This window comes from Halorubrum halophilum (assembly GCF_000739595.1).
GTDB classification, from domain to species: Archaea; Halobacteriota; Halobacteria; order Halobacteriales; family Haloferacaceae; genus Halorubrum; species Halorubrum halophilum.
On the sequence record NZ_BBJP01000023.1, the window covers coordinates 165,058 to 187,287 of the forward strand.

Annotated in this window: 19 protein-coding genes; 11 read left to right on the forward strand and 8 right to left on the reverse strand. The window is 69.5% G+C overall.

From position 1 onward, the window contains the following. Positions 1-12 precede the first annotated feature (12 nt). Positions 13-1,041: a glycosyltransferase family 4 protein gene (locus tag ACP96_RS08535; protein WP_050033007.1), complete on the forward strand. Its 1,029-nt coding sequence runs from the start codon at positions 13-15 to the stop codon at positions 1,039-1,041. A gap of 40 nt (positions 1,042-1,081) precedes the next feature. Here the strand turns inward: ACP96_RS08535 and ACP96_RS08540 are convergent, their stop codons facing one another. Then, positions 1,082-1,411 carry a DUF7510 family protein gene (locus ACP96_RS08540; protein ID WP_050026881.1) on the reverse strand — a complete coding sequence of 110 codons (330 nt, stop codon included), beginning with the start codon at positions 1,409-1,411 and terminating at the stop codon, positions 1,082-1,084. Positions 1,412-1,539: 128 nt separating this feature from the next. Between ACP96_RS08540 and ACP96_RS08545 the strand changes: the two genes are divergently transcribed. The 4 genes from ACP96_RS08545 (at position 1,540) to ACP96_RS08560 (ending at position 7,505) form a co-directional block, all read left to right on the forward strand. Beyond that, positions 1,540-2,814 (forward strand): Single-stranded DNA binding protein, encoded by a 1,275-nt coding sequence (locus ACP96_RS08545; protein WP_050033008.1) that lies wholly within the window; start codon positions 1,540-1,542, stop codon positions 2,812-2,814. Further along, the gene (locus tag ACP96_RS08550; RefSeq protein WP_050033009.1) at positions 2,811-4,478 is read left to right on the forward strand and encodes a hypothetical protein; all 1,668 of its coding nucleotides are present in this window, start codon (positions 2,811-2,813) and stop codon (positions 4,476-4,478) included. The genes ACP96_RS08545 and ACP96_RS08550 overlap by 4 nt, the downstream gene beginning before the upstream one ends. Then, a complete protein-coding gene (locus ACP96_RS08555) occupies positions 4,478-5,242 on the forward strand; it encodes a metallophosphoesterase (RefSeq protein ID WP_050033010.1) in 765 nt (254 codons plus the stop codon). Before ACP96_RS08550 ends, ACP96_RS08555 begins: the two co-directional genes overlap by 1 nt. Positions 5,243-5,444: 202 nt before the next feature. Next, the gene (locus ACP96_RS08560; protein WP_050033011.1) at positions 5,445-7,505 is read left to right on the forward strand and encodes a histidine kinase N-terminal 7TM domain-containing protein; all 2,061 of its coding nucleotides are present in this window, start codon (positions 5,445-5,447) and stop codon (positions 7,503-7,505) included. Between the two features lie 21 nt (positions 7,506-7,526). Here ACP96_RS08560 and ACP96_RS08565 read toward each other — a convergent pair whose 3' ends face one another. From ACP96_RS08565 to ACP96_RS08580, 4 genes are all read right to left on the reverse strand, one after another. Next, a complete protein-coding gene (locus tag ACP96_RS08565) occupies positions 7,527-7,979 on the reverse strand; it encodes a Zn-ribbon domain-containing OB-fold protein (RefSeq protein ID WP_050033012.1) in 453 nt (150 codons plus the stop codon). Continuing rightward, on the reverse strand, positions 7,976-9,136 hold the full coding sequence (locus ACP96_RS08570) for a thiolase family protein (protein ID WP_050033013.1): 1,161 nt from the start codon (positions 9,134-9,136) through the stop codon (positions 7,976-7,978). Before ACP96_RS08570 ends, ACP96_RS08565 begins: the two co-directional genes overlap by 4 nt. A gap of 79 nt (positions 9,137-9,215) precedes the next feature. Beyond that, entirely contained in the window at positions 9,216-11,459 is a 2,244-nt protein-coding gene (gene mutL, locus ACP96_RS08575) for a DNA mismatch repair endonuclease MutL (protein ID WP_050033014.1), read from the reverse strand. A gap of 567 nt (positions 11,460-12,026) precedes the next feature. Next, the gene (locus ACP96_RS08580; protein ID WP_050033015.1) at positions 12,027-13,058 is read right to left on the reverse strand and encodes a glutathione S-transferase family protein; all 1,032 of its coding nucleotides are present in this window, start codon (positions 13,056-13,058) and stop codon (positions 12,027-12,029) included. Between the two features lie 303 nt (positions 13,059-13,361). Between ACP96_RS08580 and ACP96_RS08585 the strand changes: the two genes are divergently transcribed. Further along, the gene (locus tag ACP96_RS08585; RefSeq protein WP_050033016.1) at positions 13,362-14,174 is read left to right on the forward strand and encodes a DUF7388 family protein; all 813 of its coding nucleotides are present in this window, start codon (positions 13,362-13,364) and stop codon (positions 14,172-14,174) included. A 130-nt stretch (positions 14,175-14,304) separates the two neighbouring features. Here the strand turns inward: ACP96_RS08585 and aroA are convergent, their stop codons facing one another. Then, the gene (gene aroA / locus ACP96_RS08590) at positions 14,305-15,696 is read right to left on the reverse strand and encodes a 3-phosphoshikimate 1-carboxyvinyltransferase (RefSeq protein WP_050033017.1); all 1,392 of its coding nucleotides are present in this window, start codon (positions 15,694-15,696) and stop codon (positions 14,305-14,307) included. A 118-nt stretch (positions 15,697-15,814) separates the two neighbouring features. Here aroA and ACP96_RS08595 point away from each other — a divergent pair, with 118 nt between their 5' ends. Then, positions 15,815-16,357, forward strand: coding sequence for a multiprotein bridging factor aMBF1 (locus tag ACP96_RS08595; protein ID WP_050033018.1), 543 nt, complete (start codon positions 15,815-15,817; stop codon positions 16,355-16,357). Positions 16,358-16,395: 38 nt separating this feature from the next. Here the strand turns inward: ACP96_RS08595 and ACP96_RS08600 are convergent, their stop codons facing one another. Together ACP96_RS08600 and ACP96_RS08605 are read right to left on the reverse strand one after the other, a co-directional pair. After that, complete coding sequence (locus ACP96_RS08600; RefSeq protein WP_050026489.1) at positions 16,396-16,815, reverse strand: disulfide bond formation protein B; 420 nt, start codon at positions 16,813-16,815, stop codon at positions 16,396-16,398. Further along, positions 16,812-17,594, reverse strand: a complete 783-nt coding sequence (locus tag ACP96_RS08605; protein ID WP_050026487.1) for a DICT sensory domain-containing protein — start codon at positions 17,592-17,594, stop codon at positions 16,812-16,814. Before ACP96_RS08605 ends, ACP96_RS08600 begins: the two co-directional genes overlap by 4 nt. 169 nt (positions 17,595-17,763) lie before the next feature. On the opposite strand from ACP96_RS08605, the gene tpiA reads away from it, so the two are divergent. The 4 genes from tpiA to ACP96_RS08625 all read left to right on the forward strand — a co-directional run bounded on the left by tpiA (position 17,764) and on the right by ACP96_RS08625 (position 22,169). After that, a complete protein-coding gene (gene tpiA, locus ACP96_RS08610) occupies positions 17,764-18,408 on the forward strand; it encodes a triose-phosphate isomerase (RefSeq protein ID WP_050033019.1) in 645 nt (214 codons plus the stop codon). 204 nt (positions 18,409-18,612) lie between these two features. After that, positions 18,613-20,547 carry a molecular chaperone DnaK gene (gene dnaK, locus ACP96_RS08615; RefSeq protein WP_202593930.1) on the forward strand — a complete coding sequence of 645 codons (1,935 nt, stop codon included), beginning with the start codon at positions 18,613-18,615 and terminating at the stop codon, positions 20,545-20,547. Positions 20,548-20,603: 56 nt separating this feature from the next. Beyond that, positions 20,604-21,770 carry a molecular chaperone DnaJ gene (gene dnaJ, locus ACP96_RS08620; protein WP_050033021.1) on the forward strand — a complete coding sequence of 389 codons (1,167 nt, stop codon included), beginning with the start codon at positions 20,604-20,606 and terminating at the stop codon, positions 21,768-21,770. Positions 21,771-21,848: 78 nt separating this feature from the next. Further along, positions 21,849-22,169: a cupin domain-containing protein gene (locus ACP96_RS08625; RefSeq protein WP_050027037.1), complete on the forward strand. Its 321-nt coding sequence runs from the start codon at positions 21,849-21,851 to the stop codon at positions 22,167-22,169. Positions 22,170-22,230: the final 61 nt, after the last annotated feature.

The window sequence follows — 22,230 nt, forward strand, 5'->3', positions numbered from 1 at the left end:
CCGAGCGTACTCATGCTGGGATGGGGGTATCCGCCGAACATCACCGGCGGGCTCGACGTCCACGTCGGTGAACTGTTCTCGGGGCTCCGCGACGACTTCGGGGTGGACGCCACACTCGTGTTGCCCGCGGAGTTCGCGCCGGACGACGAGCCCGGGATCGAGCCGGTCGAGACTGGAGCGGGTGACGTCGCCGCTCGGGTCGACCGGCTCAGCGATCGATTCGCCGAACTCGCCCCCGACCACGACATTATTCACACGCACGACTGGTTCGGCTACGGTCCCGGCCGGAAGGCCGCTCGCGCGTCGGACGCGACGTGGGTGTCGTCGTTCCACTCGCTCGCGAGTGACCGCAACATCGACCCGCCGACCCGCGAGGTCGAGACCGAGCGCCGCCTCGCGAACGCCGCGGACACCAACATCGCGGTCAGCGAGCTCGTCCGCGAGGATATCCGCGAGCTGTACGACGCCGACTCCCGCGTCGTGTACAACGGTTTCTCGACGCCGACGTTCTCCGGGAAGGACGTCCGCGAGGACCTCGGCATCGACGGCGAGATGCTGTTCTTCGTCGGCCGCCACACCGACCAGAAGGGGATCTCGCACCTGCTGTACGCGATGCGGAAGCTCCACCGCCCCGGCGTGACCCTCGTCGTCGGCGGGTCGGGCCACCAGACCGACCAGCTGAAGCGGTTCGCCGAGCTGCTCGGGATCGAGGACCGCGTCGAGTTCGTCGGCTACGTTCCGGAAGCGGAGCTCGGCGACTACTACGCCGCCGCCGACGCGTTCGTCTCGCCCTCGTACGCGGAGCCGTTCGGCATCACGATCACCGAGGCGCTGGAGTCCGGGACGCAGGTCGTCGCCACCCGATCGGGCGTCGCGGAGGTGCTTCCCGACGACTGCCTCGTCGAGGTCGAGGTCGATTCGGAGTCGATCGTCGACGGGATCACGACCGCGCTCGACCGGGAGGAGCCACCGGAGTACGAGCGCCGGGAGTGGTCGGACGTCACTGAGGACACGCTAGCCGTGTACGAAGACGTGGCGTAGGGCTCCAGTTCGCACATTCTCTCGCCCGCGCACGCGGCGGCTACTCGTCGCCGCGATACACGTCGAACTCGGTGGCCGTCTCCGGGTGCGTGATCCGGAACCCGTCTGCGGTCTCGGTCACGCCGCGAGTGCTCCCGGACCCGCCGCCGTACGGGCTCTCCTCGCCGTCGATCCCGCTCCCGCCCTGATACGGCGAGGAGTACGGCGAATCCGACACGGGCTCGTCGAAGCTCTCCGGCGGGAGGTAGATCCGCTCGCCGCTCGCGGAGCGAACGACGACCGCGACGTCGCGAGTCCCGGTCACGTCGATGACGGTCCGCTCCCCCGTGACGCGCGTGTCGATGTTGATCTCATCTTTGACCTCGTCCATACCCCATGTTGCGGACGGGGGCGGTTTATCGCTACCGGCCGTCGAGACGAGTTCTATCGCGATCGGTGCGTCGGCCCGCTGGTCGGGGTGGTGAACCCTTTTGTGCGGTCGCGTCGAACCTCGACCCGATGGACGTCAACAGCCATGCCGAGGAGCTCGCCTCCGACCTCGGCGTCGACAAAGAGGAGGTCAAAGCCGACCTGCAGAACCTGCTGGAGTACAGCGTCCCGATCGACGAGGCCAAACAGAGCGTCCGCCGGAAGCACGGCGGCGGAGGCGGCGGCTCCACTCCCACCCCCGACGCCGTCGACGTGGGCGAGATCACGACCGATCACGACGGGGTGACGGTCACCGTCCGCGTGCTCACGCAAGGGACGCGGACGATCCGGTACCAGGGCGACGACCTCACGATCCGCGAGGGCGAGGTCGCCGACGAGACCGGCGTCATCTCCTACACCGCGTGGCAGGACTTCGGGTTCGAACCCGGCGACTCGCTGACGATCGGCAACGCCGGCGTCCGCGAGTGGGAGGGCGCGCCGGAGCTCAACCTCAACGACTCCACCACCGTCGCCATCGCCGACGAGGAGGTCGAGGTCGACCGCGAGGTCGGCGGCGACCGGAGCCTCGTCGACATCGACGCCGGCGACCGCGGGCGAAACGTCGAGGTCCGCGTGCTGGAGGTCGACGAGAAGACGATCTCCGGCCGGGACGGCGAGACCGAGATCTTAGAGGGCGTCGTCGGCGACGCCACCGCGAAGCTCCCCTTCACCGACTGGCAGCCCCGCTCGGAACTGACGCCGGGCGCCGACCTCCGGATCGAGGACGTGTACGTCCGCGAATTCCGCGGGGTTCCGTCGATCAACCTCACCGAGTTCTCGACGGTCACGCCGCTCCCGGACCCCGTCGAGGTCGCCGAGGACGCGCCACGCCTGTCGATCGCCGAGGCGGTCGGCTCCGGCGGGATCTTCGACGTGGAGGTCGTCGGCAACGTCTTAGAGATCCGGGACGGCTCCGGGCTCATCGAGCGCTGTCCGGAGTGCGGCCGCGTGGTCCAAAACGGTCAGTGCCGGAGCCACGGCGACGTGGACGGCGAAGACGACCTGCGCGTGAAGGCGATCGTCGACGACGGCACCGACACCGTCACCGTCGTCTTGGACGACGAACTCACCGCCGAGGTGTACGGCGGCGGGCTCGAGGACGCCCTCGACGCCGCGAAGGACGCAATGGACAAGGAGGTCGTTGCCGAGGAGATAGCCGACTCGCTGGTCGGACGCGCCTACCGCGTCCGCGGGAACCTCTCGGTCGACGACTACGGCGCCAATCTCGACGCGGCCGAGTTCGAGCTCGCCGACGACGACCCGGCCGAGCACGCCCGCGCCGCGCTCGCGGAGGTGGGCGAATGAGCGACGACGGGCCGGGCGCCCGCGAGGTCGCTCACCGCGTGTTCGCCGCCGAGTTCGACGACGCCTCCCTCTCGTACTCCGAGAGCGACGAGGAGCGCGCCCCGAACTACGTGGTCACGCCGACCGGTGCGCGCGTGAACCGGCTGTTCGTCGCCGGCGTGCTCACCGAGGTCGAGCGCGTGAACGACGAGACGCGCCGCGGGCGAGTTGTCGATCCCTCGGACGCGTTCGTCACCTACGCCGGACAGTACCAGCCGGAGGCGCAGACCTTCTTGGAACGCGCCGAGCCGCCGGCGTTCGTCGCGCTCACGGGCAAGGCGCGCACCTTCGAGCCGGAGGACTCCGACCGGGTGTTCACCTCGGTCCGCCCCGAGAGCCTCAACGCGGTCGACGCCGATACCCGCGACCGGTGGGTCGTCTCCGCCGCGGAGGCCACGCTCGACCGTCTCGCCGTCTTCGAAAAGGCCCTCGACGCCGACCTCCGCGGCGAGGAGCTCCGCGCGGCTCTCGAATCGGGCGGCGCGCCCGCGTCGCTGGCGGCCGGGATCCCGAAGGCGATCGCCCACTACGACACCTCAACGGCCTACGTCGAGTCGCTCCGTCGGCTCGCGATCGACGCCTTAGAGCTGATCGCCGGCGACCGCGACGAGGTTCGCTCGCTCGAAATCGCGCCTGATGGGGGCGACGAGACCGCGATCGGCGCGCTCCCGGAGACGGACGTGACGATCGAGGCGCCGGCGGAGCCGGTCGGCGACGAGGCACCGGGAGAACCGGAATCCGAGTCGGTCGCCTCCGAACCGGACGAAGTCGCCTCCGAACCGGACGAGGCTGCTTCCGAATCCGAGCCGGAGCCGGCGGTGACTGGTAACGAAACGACCGAGACGGCCGAGACCACCGAGACGGCCGATTCTGGATCGGCCGACGCCGACTCGACCGATACCGACTCGATCGGTTCCGTGTCTGCCGACGCCGCCGACACCGATCCTTCCGGGACCGAGACCGAGCCCGAATCCGCCGGCTCCGAGTCGGAACCCGATCTCGGAGCCGAACCCGACGACGACAGCGACGGGCTCGACGACTTCGACGTCGGGACGGACGACGCCGAAACCGACGACTCCGGAGGAGCCGAGACCGACCGCGACGAGCCGCCGACCGAGCCTGCGTCCGACGAGATGTACGAGCTCGACGAGGAGGAGCGCGAGGAGATCGAGTCGGAGTTCGGCACCGACTTCTCGACCGGGACCGAAGTCGACGAGCCCGGCGAGGCCGACATCGACGTGCCGGAGCCCGAAGAGATCGACGAGCCCCCGGCCGAGGAGGGCGCCGCGGAGTCCGCGGTCGACGCGCCTGCAGACGAGAGCGCCGGCACCGCCGCGGCGGAACCGGACGCCGGGAATCGGGACGCCGCCGACGCGAAACCGGAGAGCGGTGAATCGGCGGGCGACGAGGCGAGCGAGGCGGCCGACGATATCGACCTCGAAGCCGCAGTCATCGACGCGATGAGCGCGCTCGACGACGGCGACGGCGCCGGCCGCGAGGCGGTCGTCGAGGCCGTCGTCGACGACCACGGCGTCGCCGCCGACACGGTCGAGGACGCGATCCAGGACGCGCTGATGAGCGGGAAGTGCTACGAGCCCGGCGACGGGCTGCTCAAGCCGATCTGATGGCGCGGGTCGAGCCGGTCGTCGGCGAGCCGGCGGCCGTGGCCGACCTCGGCGGCGAGCGGGTGCTGCTCGTCGCGGACGTCCACGCGGGCATCGAGGTCGGCCTGCGCTACGAGCGCGGCGTCGAACTGGACTCCCGGGCCGACGCGCGCCGCGAGCGGCTCTGCGACCTCGTCGCCGAGACGGACGCCGACCGGCTCGTCGTCCTCGGCGACCTCGCGCACCGGATCGGCGCGCCCGACGGCGACGAGTGCGCCGAGCTGGAAACCCTAATCTCCGCCGTCACGGACCGCGTCCCGATGGCGCTCGTCGAGGGGAACCACGACGCGGGCGTCGCGGCGGCGTTCGCCGACGACCTCGACGTGATCGGAGCGGGCGGCGGCGTGCTCGGGGATTCCGTCGCCGTCTGCCACGGCCACACGTGGCCGGATCCCGCACTCCTCGACGCCGACGTGGTGTGTATGGGCCACGAGCACCCGCAGGTGCGACTGGAGGATTCGGTCGGCGGCTCGCGCGTCGAGCGCGCGTGGCTCCGCGGCCGGATCGAACCGGGGGCGTTCGTCGAGGACGGGAGTCCAGATGGGACCCCCGACGGAGATCTGCCCGAACTCGTCGTCTTCCCGGGGTTCAACGAGCGTTCCGGGGGCACGTGGGTCAACGTCGACGGCCAGTCCTTCCTCGCGCCGTTCCTCCCCGACGCGCTCCCGGCCGGCGACGCGTACCTGCTGGACGGGACGCGACTCGGGGAGTACCGGCGATTGTGAGGCGCAGTCGATTCTCACTATCAGAGATTCTCACCGCCGCAGACGTTGGGGACCGACAGATAGCGTTTATAGTCGCTTATACCAGTGAATACGGTATTTCCTGCGACTTAGCGCGGAGTCCACAGGCGAACAGATCGCGTCTTATTACCACGGGTGAGAATATGTCCATAGATTTATTAGCAGCGTATAGTATCGTTCCGATATGGGGCTTTCCCCCGGCATAGCCACCTGGATCTTGCTCGTTATCTCCGGGTTAAACCTCGGCATCGCGGCTGTCGCGGTTCGGCGCAGGGAGGTGCGCGGCGCAGTACCGTTCGCGCTCGTAATGGTCTCCGTCTCGCTCTATTCGTTAGGGACCGGTATCCGGGCGGGGAGTACGACGCTCTCCCTGTATCAGGTCGGCACGAGCATCAAATACATGGGGATCCTCGGACTCGGGCCAACGCAGTTCTGGTTCGGATTGGTGTACACCGGTCGGGAGTCACTTCTCACTCGCCGTCACTGGGCGCTTCTGCTCGCGTGGCCAGTCGCCGTCTTTGTGCTCGTTGTGACCGCACCGGCGCACGACCTGTTGTGGAGCGTGCAGGGGTTCAGCAGGAGCGCCCCTCTGGCAGCGGTCGACCGTGTGAACGGGCTGATCTTCTGGCTGACGCTCGCGTATATCTACACGCTGATATTTATCACGTACGTGTTAATATTCATATTCGGACTCAGGCGCGGGGGCCGATACCGCATTCAGGTCCTACTGATGCTTTCCGGCGGAATAATTCCGGTTGTCGGTAGTTTCCTACTCTTGTACAACGGTAACCTATCGACGGCTTTGGACCCGACCGCGTTCGCCAACACGATCACCGGCATCGTGTTCGCTATTGCGCTTTTTCGGTTCGGCTTTCTCGATCTGGCTCCCATCGCGAGGCATACCCTCGTCGACGAGATGGTCGACCCGGTGTACGTCGTCGACGTCGACGATCGCGTCGTCGACGTGAACGTGGCCGGGATGGAACTTCTCGACGAGGGAGTGGGTGAACCAGTCGGACGACCGGCGGCCGAGGTGGTTCCGCTGTACGACTCGTTCCACGGGAGCACCGACGACGCCGACTCGGACGTGACCATCGAGCGCGACGGGTCGCTTCGATTCTTCGACATCAACCGAACGACGCTGACCGACCGGAGCGGAGCGACGATCGGGTTGCTGTTGATCTATCGCGACGTCACCGAGCGACACATCGCCGAAGAGCGGTTCAAACGGCTCATCGAACAGTCTTCGGACATCATCGCGGTGATCGACGAGAGCGGAGACATCACGCACGTCAGCCAGTCGGTTGAAGAGATTCTCGGTTACGGCCCGACGGCGTTGATCGGTGCGAACGTCATCGAGAACGTCCATCCCAACGACCGAGACGAGCTCCGCGCCGAACTCTCCGCCCACGGCACCGAGTACGGCTACACCAGCTCCTACAGGGTTCGGTTCCGGCACGCCGACGGAGAGTGGCGGGTCCTCGAAGTACGGGCGCGGAACCTGCTCAAAGACCAATTCGTGGAGGGCATCGTGCTGAACTCCCGCGACGTCACGGGAAAAGAGCGGCAGAAGCGAAAGCTGGAGCGGCAGAACGAGCGGCTCGACCAGTTCGCCAGCATCGTCTCGCACGACCTCCGAAACCCGCTGAACGTCGCGACCGGGCACGTCGACATGCTCGCATCGGACGCCGGAAGCGAGCAGGAAGACTCCATCGAGACGGTTCAGCGGCAGCTCGAACGGATGGATGCGATCATCAGCGACGCCCTCACGCTGGCTCGGTCGGGCGAGGTGATCACCGAGACAACCGAGGTGCGGCTCGAGGACATCTCTCGCACGGCGTGGCAGAACGTCGACACCGCCGAGGCCGACCTCGTCGTCGACACGTCGCTCACCCTCGACGCGGACAAAGACCGGCTGCTCAACGTCTTCGAGAACCTGTATCGAAACAGCGCCGAACACAACGAGACGACGGGTCTGATCGTTCGGGTCGGGTCGCTGTCCGAGACGTTCGGGTTCTACGTCGAGGACACCGGCACGGGGATCCCCGAGGACAAGCGCGGCCAAGTGCTCGAACAGGGGTACACGACCAACCGCGAGGGGACCGGGTTCGGGCTCGCGATCGTCAGGGACATCGTCAGGGCGCACGGGTGGCAGATCACGGTCTCGGAAAGCGACGAGGGCGGCGCGAGGTTCGAGATCGAGTGCGCCGAGGTCCCGCTGGAAGAGCAGCCCGCGACAGCCTGAGCGCTCGGCCTCGCCGGCCTCTCAGAGCGGCCGGAACCGGAACCCGTCCCAGTCCTGGCTCTCGGGCTCGCGGATCCCGGCGCCAGGCTCGCGCAGTTCGTCGGCGTAGACGGGCTCGACGCGGTCGCCGATGTCGACGTCGAACGTCTCCCCGGTGCCGTCCTCGCGCTCGGCGATCTGCCCGAGCGCGCGGACCGCCGGCCCGTCGTACTCGTCGCCCATGTCGAACTCGACGATGGCGAGAGTGTTCGGCTCGCGGACGCCCGGCGGCGTCGCCGTCGACGTCGTCCACGTGAGGACCCGGCCCTCGTACTCGCGGAGGTCGACCGTCCCGACGCGCTCGGCGCCGTTCGGGCCCACGGTGTGGGGCGGGTACGTGACGGCCCCGTCCGCGTACTCTGCCGCTTCGAAGGTCGGTTCGGCGCTGTCAGTTTGGTCGTCAACTTCGCTGTCGGCCGCTTCGTTGTCGCTCATTGGTTGCCCTCCAGAATCGTCGTGGTCACGCAGTTCCCGAACCCGCCGACGTTGCAGGCGAGCCCCGTGTCGGCCTCGACCTGCCGCGGGCCGGCGTTACCCGTGACCTGTTCGAATATCTCGTACACCTGTGCGACGCCGCTGGCGCCGAGGGGGTGTCCCTTCGACTTGAGCCCGCCGGAGGTGTTGATCGGGAGCTCGCCGTCGCGGTCGGTGACGCCCTCCTCGACTGCCTTCCACCCCTCGCCCTTCTCGAAGAAGCCGAGGTCCTCGCTCTGGAGGAACTCGAGGATCGTGAACATGTCGTGTAATTCGGCCACGTCGACGTCGTCCGGCCCGATTCCGGCCATCTCGTAGGCGATGTCGGAGGAGTCGGCGACTCCCCCCATCGTCGTCGGGTCCGCGCGCTCGTGGACGACGTGGGTGTCGGTCGCGCCGCCGATTCCCGAAATGACCGCGTACTCGTCTTCCGGGACGTACTCAGCGGCGACCGACTCCGGACAGAACACGAGGGCGGCGGAGCCGTCCGTGATCGGACAGAAGTCGTACAGCCGGAGCGGGTCGGCGACGATCGGCGATTCGAGGACGGTGTCGAGGTCGACCTCCTTCCGGAACTGCGCGTGGGGGTTGTCCACGCCGTTCTTGTGGTTCTTCACCGCGACCTTCCCGAGGCTCTCGCGGGGGGCGTCGTACTCGTCGAGGTAGAGCCGCGCCGTGAGCCCCGCGAAGGAGGGGAGCGTGACGCCCTGTTTGTACTCGACCGGGTGCGTGAGCGACGCGATCACGTCGGTCGCCTCCGACGTCGTCCGGTGGGTCATCTTCTCGCCGCCGACGAGCATCGTCAGATCGCTCGCGCCGGAGGCGATCGACTGCCACGCGGCGTACACGCCCGCGCCCCCAGAGGAGGAGGTCTGGTCGATCCGGGCGGTGTAGACGGGCTGTGCCGCCAGATCGTGGGCGAGCGCGTTCGGGACGCCGGTCTGTCCCTCGAACTCGCCGCTGGCCATGTTCGAGACGTACAGGTGATCGAGGTCGTCGCCGTCGATCCCGGCGTCGTCGAGCGCGGCCGCGCCCGCCTCCGCCAGCAGCTCTCGCACCCACGCGTCGCGTTGCCCGAACGGGGTCATCGACGCGCCGATGATCGCTACGCGTTCCATACGCGTGGGTCCACGGCGCTCGCCTAAAGGGTACCTCTCTGCGGTCGCCGACCGGGCGATCGACTTCCTCCCTCCCGACTCACTCCGCTCGGCGTCCGGCGTGGCCCGGGTAGTCGCGCTCGAACCGCGACCCGATCTCGTCGCGGTCGAGTCGGATCACGACCGGACGCCCGTGCGGACAGGCGTACGGGTTCTCGCAGGTGTCGAGCCGATCGAGCAGGTCGACGACCGACCCCTCGGTCAGCGAGGTGTTCCCGGTCACAGAGGGGTAACACGCGAGATCCGCGAGCAGCTCGTCGACCACGTCCGTCACCGGCTCGTCGCCCGCGGTCGCGTCGCCGACGAGCGCGGAGAGCACGTCCCGGAGGAGTTCGGGATCGAGCGCGGCGTCGAACACCGCCGGGACCGACTCGACGATCACCTCGCGCTCGTCCGCGCGTTCGGCGCGGAACCCGACTCCCGCGAGGTCCTCGACGAACTCCTCGAACAGCGCCGCCTCCCGCGCGGTGAGCTCGATCCGGACGGGCTCGGCGAGCGCCTGCGCGGCCGCGCCGTCGGCGAAGACGTCCTGCAGGCGCTCGTAGTTCACCCGCTCGTCGGCGGCGTGCTGGTCGATCAACACGAGCCCGTCGGGCGCCTCCGCGACGACGTACGTCTCGTGGAGCTGACCGAGCACCCGCAGCGGCGGGAGCGAGTCGTAGGTGCGCTCCGCGCTCGTCGACTCGCCGTCGAGCGTCCGCTGGGCGGTTGTGCCCGAGCGAGGTCGGTCCTCCGACTTCCCCTGTCCGTCCGCCGTACTGTCCGCGGAGGACGGCGCGGGGTCGGTAGAGGTCCGACCCCGATCGTCGCTCTCGGAGCCACCGAACCGGTCGAGTCCGTCGGCCGCCCCGGGGTCGCTCTCGCTCTCGGTGTCGGCCTCGGCGCCGGCGTCGCCGTCCCCCGCGTCTCCTTCGGTCTCGTCCGGGTCCGACTGCCAACTCCGCGGCGAGGGGCGGTCGGACGCGGCGTCGGCGGGATCGGCGGTGTCGTCCGAGCCCACGTCGCCGACCGCCCACGCCTCTTCGTCCGTGGGGTCCAGTTCTGATGCGGAACCGGCGGCGGCTCCGATATCCGGGTCGTCGTCGTTCCGGCTGTCGCCGCCCTCTCGGTTGCCGATCGCGGCACGCTCGTGATCGGTTCCGGCGCCGCCGACGGCCTCCGTCTTGGGCCCTTCGGGGCTGATCTCGGTCTGATCGGGGGCCGACTCCCCTCGCGGCGCCGTCGAGCGGATCAGCCCGTGGTCCAGCAGCGCCTCCTCGACGGCGTCCTCCACGGCCTCGCGCACGGCCGGCTCCTCGTCGAACCGGACCTCCAGCTTGCGCGGGTGGACGTTCACGTCGACGTCGCCGGGCGGGACCTCGACGAACAGCACCGCGAAGGGATACCGGTCGGGCGCGAGTTGGCCGCCGTAGGCGTCGAGGACGGCCTCGCGGAGAGCGCTCGCGGTGACGTACCGACCGTTGACGTAGGTCGCGAGGTACTCGCGGGTCGACCGGGTCGTCTCCGGGTGGGAGACGAGCCCGGTGACGCCGCGGACGGGGGGATCGGCGGATTTGGCGGCGTCCGATCCGGCCGGGCCGCCGTCCGTCTCGGGTGCCCACCCCACGTCCACCATCGCCTCCGCGACCTCGCGGCCGTAGACGGCCAAGACGGCCGACCGGAGATCGCCGTTCCCCTCGGTCGCGAACGTCTCCCGCCCGTCGTGTTCCAGCGAGACGGCGACGCCCGGGTTCGCGAGCGCGTAGCCGGTGACGACCGTGTTGATCCGGTCGAACTCGGTCGCGGTCCGCTTGAGGAACTTCTTGCGAGCGGGGGTGTTGTAGAAGAGGTCGTCGACCTCCACGGTCGTCCCCTCGGGACAGCCGGCGGGCCGGACGTCGCCGACGTCGCCGCCCTCGACGGTGATCTCCGCGCCCGGGTCGGCGCCGGGCGGGCGCGACCGGACGGTGAGCCGCGAGACCGCGCCGACGGTGTACAGGGCCTCGCCGCGGAAGCCGAGGGTGCCGACGCCGTGATCGAGGTCCTCGATGTCGCCGATCTTCGAGGTGGCGTGTTCGGCGACTGCGGCCTCCAGTTGGTCCTCGGGGATGCCCACGCCGTCGTCGCGGACGCGGATCCCCTCGGTGCCGCCGGCCTCGACCGACACGGCCACGCGCGTCGCGCCCGCGTCGAGGCTGTTCTCGATCAGCTCCTTGACGACGCTGGCCGGGCGCTCGACGACCTCGCCGGCCGCGATGCGCTGGACGGTCTGCTCGTCCAACCGCTCGATGTTCGGCGGCTCCATTGCTTACCCTCCGGTCCGTCGAGCGCGCACTTGAAGCCGTTGTCGCCGACGGCATGGGGGATAGATGATTTTGGTGAGCGCCGCCGAAGTCCCGGCCGATCGCTTATAAATATCCACCCGCGAATCGGCGGTCAGATCCTCCAAAGCCCCAGCCGCGACGACTCGCGCGCTTTGCTGCGCTCCTCACTCGGTCGCTAGCGCTCCCTCGTTGCGGTGCTTGCTGCAGCGTGCTTCGTCCTCGCGGCAGCGAGGCGCTTCGCGCCTCTGGCAGCCGGCGGCGAAGCCGCCGGCGACTGCCCCTTTGAGTCCCACCCGACCGCACAGCACCGCCGGAAGACGGTCGCCTCGCTGCGCTCGGCGCTGCGACTTCCGTGCTCCCGCTCGCTCCCTTCGGTCGCTCACGGGACCGCAGCCTCACGCCTCCCCAGCCTCGTCGGTGGTCCTCCGCGTTGCTCCGGACCACCGACTCCCTCGCGCGGTGCCGTTCGCGGCCCTTCGGGCCGCTCACGGGCACGCGCCACCGCAGTTCGTTTATAAATAGTCGCTGTCGCGCGGGCGGTGCGACCCTCAGTCCGCCGCGTCCGGCGTCGGCGCCTCGCCGCCGAGCCGGTCGCGGTCGTGGGACGCCTCCCAGTCGAGGTCCGGGCCGCGCGCGATGATCCCGGAGGGAGTCACGTCCGGGTGCGTCGTGTAGTAGTGCTCCTTGATGTGGCTCATGTTCACCGTCTCGGCGACGCCCTCGGTCTGGTAGAGGTCGCGGAGGTACGGCCAGAGGTGCTCGTACTGGTGAATGAACTTCTTGTTACACATGAAGTGCGTGTGGTACACCTGGTCGAACCGGACCAGCGTCGTGAACATGCAGATATCCGCCTCAGTGAGCGAGTCACCGACGAGGAAGCGCTGATCGGCGAGGCGGTCGTTCCAGTGGTCGAGGGCGTCGAACAGCTCGTCGACCGCCTCGTCGTAGGCCCCCTGCGACTTCGCGAACCCGGCGCGGTAGACGCCGTTGTTGACGGGTTCGTAGATGTCGGTGATCACCCGATCGACCGCCGCGACGGTCGCCTCGTCGTCGGGACCGGGCAGCAGCGACGCGTCGTTACCGAGGTCGTCGAACGCGGTCGAGAGCATCCGGAGGACCTCGCGCGACTCGTTGTTGACGATCGTCTCCTCCTCGGTGTCCCACAGCACGGGGACGGTCACCCGACAGGTGGCGTCCGGGTCGGCCTCGACGTAGAGCTCGCGGAGGTAGTCGCTCCCGTGGAGCTTGTCGGGGGTACACCCCTCCTTCTCGGGGGTGAACTGCCAGCCGCCCTCGCCGCGGTACGGGTCAACGACCGAGACGTCGATCGCGTCCTCCAGCCCGAGCAGCGACCGCGCGAGCAGCGTCCGGTGCGCCCACGGGCACGCGTACGAGACGTACAGGTGGTACCGCCCCGCCTCGGGCTGGAACCGCTCGTCCGGCTCGGCGTCGACGTGATCGGGCACGTCGCTGCCGGCGATCCAGTTCCGGAAGGTCGTCTCACCGCGCTGGAACGAGCCGTCCTCGTCGGTCGCCTCGTACGCGTCGGTCCGCCACTCGCCGTCGACGAGCTGATTCATACCCGATCGTACTGGCGCGAGCCCCATAACGTGGGCGGGGACGCGCGTGTCACCGGGAGAGCCGGCCGTTTCCGATCCCGTCGGACGAACCCGCACGCCTGGCGGCAGTATTGCCGCGCCGCGACGGGTTTAAGAAACCCACGCGACTACCGGTATCCAGTCATGGCCGCACAGGCGATGGATCGCGTTCCGCGATCGTGATGAGGTCTTCTCCGTGAGTATCGACACTACGCGCCGAGCTAACGTGACGCACCCGAGAGCGGCCGCTCTTCGAGAGTCACCGTCCTCCGAGGTGACCGCCCGATGCTGACCGGACGCGAGGCGGTCGCCCGGACCGGCATCGACGCTGCGGCGCTGAAGCCCGCCGAGTGCGACGTGTCGCGTGCGACCGAACTCCCGGTCGATCGGGTGACGATCGACTACGAGGGCCGCGAGCACCTCCCGGACGCGGAGACGCTCGACCGGCTAGCCGCCGAGACGGAACTGTACGTCACCACCCCGGTCCGGGCGGACGGGTTCGACCCGCTCGGCGACGACTCGCTGGTCGACCGGATCCCGGACGCGGCCCGCCGAGTCCTCGTCGCCGGTCACGGCGCCTACCTCACCGACGATGAGTCGTCGCGCGCGGTCGCCCCGCGGCTCGGGGCCGCCCGGCGCGACGCTCCCGACGCGTGGGTCGGCACGGAGGGCGTCGAGCGCGTCGCGCTGGCCGCCGGCGGGACCCAGTTCGAACTGCTCTCTCGGTCGACCGACCGCGACGTGCGCGCGCTCCGCGCCGCCGGGTTCGACGGCGAGGTCGCCGTCTACGCGCCGGCCGTCCTGACCGACGACGAGGACGCCGTCCTCGACGCCGTTGGCGCGTACGTCTCTCGGCGCCGCCCCGTCGCCCGCGCGCTCCCGGACGGAGACGGATCTGACGGCGATTCCGGTACCGCGCCGTCGACCGATTCGGAAGCGACGGGACGCGCCCGCGAGGTGCTCTCGGCGGCCGCGCGGGACTTCGCGCTCGTCGGGTCGCCCGAGACGGTCCGAGAGCGCGTCGACGACCTCTGCGAGGCCGGCGTCGACCACGTGGTCGGCTACCCCGCACGCGGGATCGACGAGTTCCTGTCGTAGCCGCCCCGTCGTCGGTTAGCTGAATTGAGGCGCTAAGCCCCACTCACCGGCGCTTCGCGCCTCGCTGTCACCAGCGTGTAGCGCCGGATTCAAGGAGAGCTTCGCTCTCGCCCCGCCGCGAGGACTCGCACTACTCGCTCGCGCCGTCGCGCTCGATCGCCATCCCGAGGTCGGCCATCGCGTCGAAGAAGTTCGGGAAGGAGACGTCGACGTGTTCGCCGCCCCGGATCGTCGTGGTGCCGTCGGCGACCAAGGCGGCCACCGCGAGCGACATCACGATCCGGTGGTCCGCGCGCCCGTCGACGCTCGCGCCTCGGAGGTCGCTCTCGGAGCCGTGGATCGTCAGGGCGTCCCGCTCTTCGGTCGTCTCGGCGCCCATCTTCTCCAATTCCTCGGCCATCGCGGCGACGCGGTCGGTCTCCTTGTACCGGACGTGCTCGCAGTTCGTGATCCGGGTGTCGCCGTCGGCGACCGCGCCGAGCGCGGCGATCGTGGGGAGGAGATCCGGCGTGTCTCCCACGTCGACCTCGACGCCCGACAGCTCCGAGCGCCGGACGGTGATGACCCCCGCTTCGCGGTCCCACTCGATATCGGCCCCCATGCGCTCGGCGATCTCGACGATCGCGGAGTCGCCCTGCGCGCTCGGCACGGCGCCTTCGATCCGGACCGGCTCGCCCGGCTCGGCGGCGACCGCGCCCGCGGCGACCAAGTAGGAGATGGAAGAGAAGTCGCCGGGGACGGTGTAGCTCCCGCCTTCCGGCGCGTACGACTGGCCGCCCTCGACGACGAAGCCGGCCGCGCCGGCCGCGCCGTCGAGCGCGTCGCCGCCGTCGTCGACGGGGGTAGCCTCGATCCCGAAGTCGGCGAGCAGTTCGAGCGTGATGTCGACGTACGGGGCCGACTTGAGCGGCGTCGTCAGGTCAATCTCGACGCCCTCGTCGGTGACCGCGCCGGCCATCAGCAGGGCGGTGACGTACTGCGAGGAGACGTCGCCGGGGATCGCGACCTCGCCGCCCGCGAGCGGCCCGCTCACGACGAGCGGCGCCTGCCCGTTCCCGCGGGTCGACTCCGCGCGCACGCCGAGGTCGCCGAGGGCCTCTAGGAGGGGTCCCTGTGGGCGCGAGCGGAGGGAGCCGTCGCCCGTCAGTACGGTGGTCCCGTCCGCGAGCGCGGCCGCGGCCGTGACGAGTCGCATCGTCGTCCCCGAGTTCGCGCAGTCGATCACGTCCTCGGGAACGGCGGGTCGGCCCCCGAAGCCGTCGACGGCGAGCGCGCCGGCGTCGTCGGGGATGAGCGCCTCGGTGTCGTCGACGGCGGTCTCGGTTCCGGCCTCCGGCTCGACCGCGCCGCCGAAGGCGGTCACGGCCCGGGCGGTCGCCTTCGTGTCGGCCGAGACGAGCGGGGAGCGCACGGTCGCGCCGTCGCTGTACCCCGCGGCCAGCAGCGCGCGGTGGGTGTAGCTCTTCGAGGGCGGCGCGCGGGCGGTCCCCCGCACGGTCGAGGTGGTGACGTGAACGTCCATACCTCCCCTGCCGCCCGCGGCGACAAGTGGGTACCGGCCGCGGCACGATTCTGCCCCCGGACGCTCGCCGGCGCCCGCCGGCGCACCCTTTATACCAGCGGGAGCGTTACCGTCGCGTATGCCCCAGTGTGAGATGTGTGGCGCCGACGAGGCCTCGCTGACGACGACGAAGGTCGAAGGCGCAGAGCTGGAGCTGTGCAGCTCGTGTACGGACTTCGGCACCGAGGTCCGCGACGAGTCGACCGGCTCCGGCGGCAGCAAGTACTCCACGAGTTCGAGCACCGGGAAGTCGTCCGGGTCCTCCTCCGGCTCTTCCGGCGGGTCGTCCGGCTCGTCCGGTTCGTCGGGCGGGTCGACGCGTCCACGCGACATGTTCGACGACATGGACGAGATCGCCACCGACTACGACGACCAGATCCGGAACGCCCGCGAGTCCCGCGAGCTGAGCCAGGAGGAGCTGGCGAACCAGCTCAACGAGAAGGCGAGCCTCATTCGCAAGCTTGAGCGCGGCGACACGCTCCCCACGGACGAGGTCCAGCGGAAGCTGGAGGGCGCGCTCGACATCTCGCTGGTCGAGGGCGAGTCCGTCGAGGACGCCGACTGGGACAGCGGCGACGCCGGGACGATGACGCTCGGCGACGTCGTCAAGCGGAAGGACTAGCGGTCAGACGCGCTCCGAGAGTTCCGTTTTCCCGCCGGTCACCGCCGTTCGACCCGGAGCCACATTCCGACGAGCAGGACCGCGATCAGCCCGAACGCGACGAGCGAGAGGTTCGGGATCGAGAGCCCGAGAGCCGGGCTCTGCCACTGAACGGTCGCGCACGGACCCCCGATCGTACATTCCGTCATCGTCGCTTGGAGGAAGGAGTGGTAGGCGGCGAGGCTTCCGCCGATCCCCGCGAGCGGCAGCGCGGTCCGAACGACCGCTGCTCGCTTCTCGACAGCGGCGACGCCGAGCACCACGACGAGCGGGTACATCAGGATGCGCTGGTACCAACACAGGTCGCAGGGCGTGAGCCCGAGCCCGAGGCTGAACCAGAGGCTCCCCGCGGTCGCGACGGTCGCGACGAGCGCCGCGGCCGACAGCCAGCGGGTCGTCTCCGAGGGCCTCCCCGTCACACTGCCTCTCCGTCGTCGTCCGTCCCTTCCGACCCGCCGTATCGCTCCCCTAGGTACTCGATGATGTAGTCGACCGTCTCGGGGTCGTAGCTCCAGAACCCGTAGAACTCGCCCGGAGCGCGCTCCTCGGCGAGCAGCGCGCACTTCGCGTCGTCGTACCCGCCGCCGTCGTACGCGACGAACCACGTCTCGCGGATCTCGGCGGTCTCGCCGACGTGGACGGTGTAGTGCTCCACGTCGGGCGCGTCGCCCTCGTCGGCGGCGTACGCGTGCACGGCGAGCCGCTCCTTCTCGCCGAGCAGGTCGTAGGTGTCCGTCTCGCCGGTGAGCACGTCGAGCGTCTGGAAGCCGGCGTGGAGTTCGCCGTCGCCGACCCGCCACGCGCGGTCCTCGATCTCGCGGGACGCGGCGACCATGTCCGCGCGCGAGTAGGAGGTGAACATCGTCTCGTCGAGGTGGTCCAACACCGGTCCCCCGACGCGGCCGCCGGTCGACGCTTCGTCTGCCGAGGCACCGGCACCCGACTCGCCGTCTCCCGGCTTGCTTTCGCCGCCGAGCCGCGGCAACAGCTCGCCGACGGTCACGGCCGTGACGAACTCGCCGTCGCGCGCGAGCACGGCGAACGCCTCCGGGCCTGCGGCGGTCTGTTCCTCGACGACCCGGATGTTGCGGTCGGCGAAGTGCTTCCGGAGCTCCTCCGCGACCTCCGGGTCGGCGTTGAAGACGGTCAGCGTGGCCTCGTGAGCTTCCACGCCGGCGATGAGCTCGATGAGGGACATCTCTTGTCGGACCCACAGTAGCGGGGTATAAGGTCGTTTCTGCTCTCGGAGTCGCAAACGGGGACAGTCTCGGAGCCCGTGAGGTCGTGCCGGCGGTGTGCCGGGGAACGGGCCGGGGGAGCGTCGCCGGAGTATGAAGCTATTTGCGCCGCGCTCCCCGAGTACGAGTATGTTCATCTTGGTGAACCTCAAGGCGTACCCGTGTGACCCGATCGACGTCGCGACCGCCGCCCGCGACGTGGCCGAGGCGTCCGGCGCGCGGATCGCGGTCTCGCCGCAGGCCGCCGACGTCGCCCGCGTCGCAGACACCGGCGTCGAGACGTGGGCGCAGCACGTCTCGCCGAACGCGCACGGCTCCCACACCGGCTCGACGCTCGCCGAGGCCGTCGCCGACAACGGCGCCGAGGGAACGCTCGTCAACCACTCCGAGAACCGCCTGAAACTCGCCGATATCGACGGCTCCGTCCGCGCGGCCGAGCGCGCCGACCTGGAGACGATCGTCTGCGCGAACAACCCGGCGCAGGTCGGCGCCGCCGCCGCGCTCGGTCCCGACGCGGTCGCCGTCGAGCCCCCGGAACTCATCGGCGGCGACGTCTCCGTCTCGACGGCCGACCCCGGGATCGTCGAGGACGCGGTCGCGGCCGCCGAGGCCGTTGACCCGACCGTCGACGTGTTCTGCGGCGCCGGCGTCTCGACCGGCGAGGACGTGACCGCTGCCGGCGACCTCGGTGCCGCCGGCGTCCTGCTGGCCTCCGGTGTCGCGAAGGCCGACGATCCGGAGGCCGTGCTGGAAGACCTCGTCAGCGGGATCTGAGGGGCTCGCCACCGCCCTCAGATACGGTCTCGTGGGCCCCCGCGACGGGACGCGGGATGCTGCGCTTGCGGATCGGTATAAAGACATCGGTGAGATGCGTTCACACGATCGCGGAAACCGCACGACTGCGGCGGGATCGGCTGTTCGGCAAGATCGCACCGTCTAGTAACCTTTAACCGACACAAGCCGGTACATTTGGGTAAGATGGCGAGCAACAAAATCCTCGGTATCGACCTCGGTACCACCAACTCCGCGTTCGCGGTGATGGAAGGCGACGAGCCCGAGATCATCGCCAACGCGGAAGGCGACCGAACCACTCCGTCGGTCGTCGCCTTCGCCGACGACGGCGAGCGACTCGTCGGCAAGCCGGCGAAGAACCAGGCCGTCCAGAACCCCGATCGCACGATCCAGTCGATCAAGCGGCACATGGGCGAGGACGACTACACCGTCGAGATCGGCGACGAGGAGTACACGCCCGAGCAGGTCTCGGCGATGATCCTCCAGAAGATCAAGCGCGACGCCGAGGAGTACCTCGGCGACGACGTCGAGAAGGCGGTCATCACGGTCCCCGCCTACTTCAACGACAAGCAGCGGCAGGCGACCAAAGACGCCGGCGAGATCGCCGGCTTCGAGGTCGAGCGCATCGTCAACGAGCCGACCGCGGCCTCCATGGCGTACGGCCTCGACGACGAGTCCGACCAGACCGTCCTCGTGTACGACCTCGGGGGCGGCACGTTCGACGTGTCGGTCCTCGATCTGGGCGGCGGCGTCTACGAGGTCGTCGCCACGAACGGTGACAACGACCTCGGCGGCGACGACTGGGACGAGGCGCTCATCGACCACCTCGCGAAGGAGTTCAAGAACAACCACGGGATCGACCTCCGCGACGACCGGCAGGCGCTCCAGCGCCTCAAGGACGCCGCCGAGGAGGCGAAGATCGAGCTGTCGAACAAGAAGGAGACGACCGTCAACCTCCCCTTCATCACCGCGACCGATAGCGGTCCGGTCCACCTCGAACAGTCGGTCACCCGTGCGACGTTCGAGAACCTCACCTCTGACCTCATCGAGCGCACCGTCAACCCGACCGAGCAGGCGCTCGCCGACGCCGACTACTCGAAGTCGGACATCGACGAGGTCATCCTCGTCGGCGGCTCCACCCGGATGCCGCAGGTCCAAGAGCAGGTCGAGGAGCTCGTCGGGCAGGAGCCGAAGAAGAACGTCAACCCCGACGAGGCGGTCGCGCTCGGCGCGGCGGTCCAGGGCGGCGTGCTCTCCGGAGACGTCGACGACATCGTCCTGCTCGACGTGACCCCGCTCTCGCTCGGTATCGAAGTGAAGGGCGGCCTCTTCGAGCGGCTCATCGAGAAGAACACCACGATCCCGACCGAGGAGTCGAAGGTGTTCACCACGGCCGCGGACAACCAGACCTCCGTCAACGTCCGCGTCTTCCAGGGCGAGCGCGAGATCGCCGAGGAGAACGAGCTGCTCGGCGCGTTCCAGCTCTCCGGCATTCCGCCGGCGCCCGCCGGAACCCCGCAGATCGAGGTCTCCTTCAACATCGACGAGAACGGCATCGTCAACGTCGAGGCCGAGGACCAGGGCTCGGGCAACGCCGAGTCGATCACCATCGAGGGCGGCGTCGGCCTCTCCGACGAGGAGATCGATCAGATGCAGGAGGAAGCCGAGAAGCACAAGGAGGAGGACGAGGCCCGCCGCGAGCGGATCGAGGCCCGCAACGAGGCCGAGACGTCGATCCAGCGCGCCGAGACCCTCTTAGAGGAGAACGAGGAGGAGCTCGACGACGACGAGCTCGTCGCCGACATCGAGGCGGCCATCGAGGACGTGGAGGAAGTCCTCGAAGACGAGGACGCCGACACCGAAGAGATCGAGTCCGCCACCGAGGAACTCACCGAGGAGCTGCAGGAGATCGGCAAGCAGATGTACGAGGGACAGGCCGCGCAGGCCGGTCCGGGCGGCGCCGGCGGTGCCGCGGGCGCCGGTCCCGGCGGCATGGGCGGGATGGGCGGCGCAGCCGGTCCGGGCGGCGCAGGCCCCGGCGGTGCGGGCGGTGCCGACCCCGACGGCGACGACGAGGAGTACGTCGACGCCGACTTCGAAGACGTAGACGACGAGGAGTAGCGCCGGTTCATCGGGCCTCGGATCACCATTCACAACCAATTCACCGAACGTAACGCATGAGCGAGAACTTCTACGACGTCCTCGGGGTATCGCGGGACGCCAGCGAGGAAGAGATCAAGAAGGCGTACCGCAAGCAGGCCGCTGAACACCACCCGGACGTCAGCGACGACGACGACGCCGAGGAGCGGTTCAAGAAGATCCAGAAGGCCAAGGAGGTGCTCACCGACGAGCAGAAGCGCCAGCAGTACGATCAGCTGGGCCACGACCGCTTCACCGAGGCCGACAAGCGCGGCGCGACCGGCGGGGGCGGTCCCGGCGGCGCGGGCGGCCCCTTCGGTGGCGCGGGGGGTGCCGGCGGCGCCGGCGCCGGCGGCTTCGAGGACATCTTCAACCAGTTCTTCGGCGGTGGCGGCGGCCGCGGCGGTGGCGGCGGCAACCGACCGCGTCAGGGACAGGACCTCCGGACCGGGCTCACGATCGACTTGGAGGAGGCGTTCGAGGGCGCGACCAAGGAGGTCACGCTCAGGCGACCGACCGAGTGCGACACCTGTGACGGCGCGGGCCACCCGCCCGACGCCGACGTGGAGACCTGTCCGCAGTGTAACGGTCGCGGACAGGTCCAGCAGGTCCAGCAGACGCCGCTCGGCCGCGTCCAGCAGACCTCGACGTGCCCACGGTGTGAGGGCGAGGGCGAGCTGTACAGCGAGGACTGCGCCGACTGCGGCGGCGACGGCGTCGTCCGCGAGGAGGCGACGCTCTCGGTCGAGATCCCGGCCGGGATCCGCTCGGGACAGAGCCTCCGGATGGAGCGAGAGGGCGCGCCCGGCGAGAACGGCGGCCCGAACGGCGACCTCCTGATCGAGGTCGACGTCGATGTCGGCGACCGGTTTAAACGCGACGGCGACGACCTCCGGGTGAACGAAGCGGTCTCATTCCCGCAGGCCGTCTTCGGCGACACGATCGAGGTCGAGACGGTCGACGGCAGCGTCGAGATGGACGTGCCGGCCGGCACCCAGAGCGGCGAGACGTTCCGTCTCAAGGGGAAGGGAATGCCCCGGCTCCGTCGGCGCGGGCGCGGCGACCTCTACGTGCAGGTCGCCGTCGTGGTCCCCGACTCGCTCAACGAGGAGCAGCGCGAGGCGCTGGAGGCGTTCGCCGAGGCCGGCGGTGAGGACATCGACGTCGGCGGCGGCTTCTTCGAGAAGCTGAAGAGCTCGTTTTAAATAACCGCCTCCGGCGGTCCGTTGCGGCTCCCCTTCGCCGACCCGTACCTTTTCCGCGGTTCGGTCCGTTTGTCCGGTATGGGCTACGACACGACCGCCTACGACGATGTCGAACCGCGCGCCCCCGGAATGTACTTCCTCCGCGACGCGCTCGACTGCGAAGAACTCGGAGTCACGGTCGTCGAGGCCGACGAGGGCTGGGAGGGGATGGAACACGACCACGCCGAGGACGGCCAAGAGGAAGTGTACGTGCTGCTCCACGGGGAGGCGACGCTCACCGTCGACGGCGACCCCGTCGAGCTCGGCCCCGGCGACGCGGTCCGGGTCGACGCCGACTCGGCCCGCGATCTGGCCTTCTCTGCGGACGGCTCCAAGATGGTCATCGCCGGCGCGCCCTGAACATCCCCGTCGACTCTCGCTCCCCGGTTCCTGACCACCGTCTCGCGGCTCCGGAAACGCC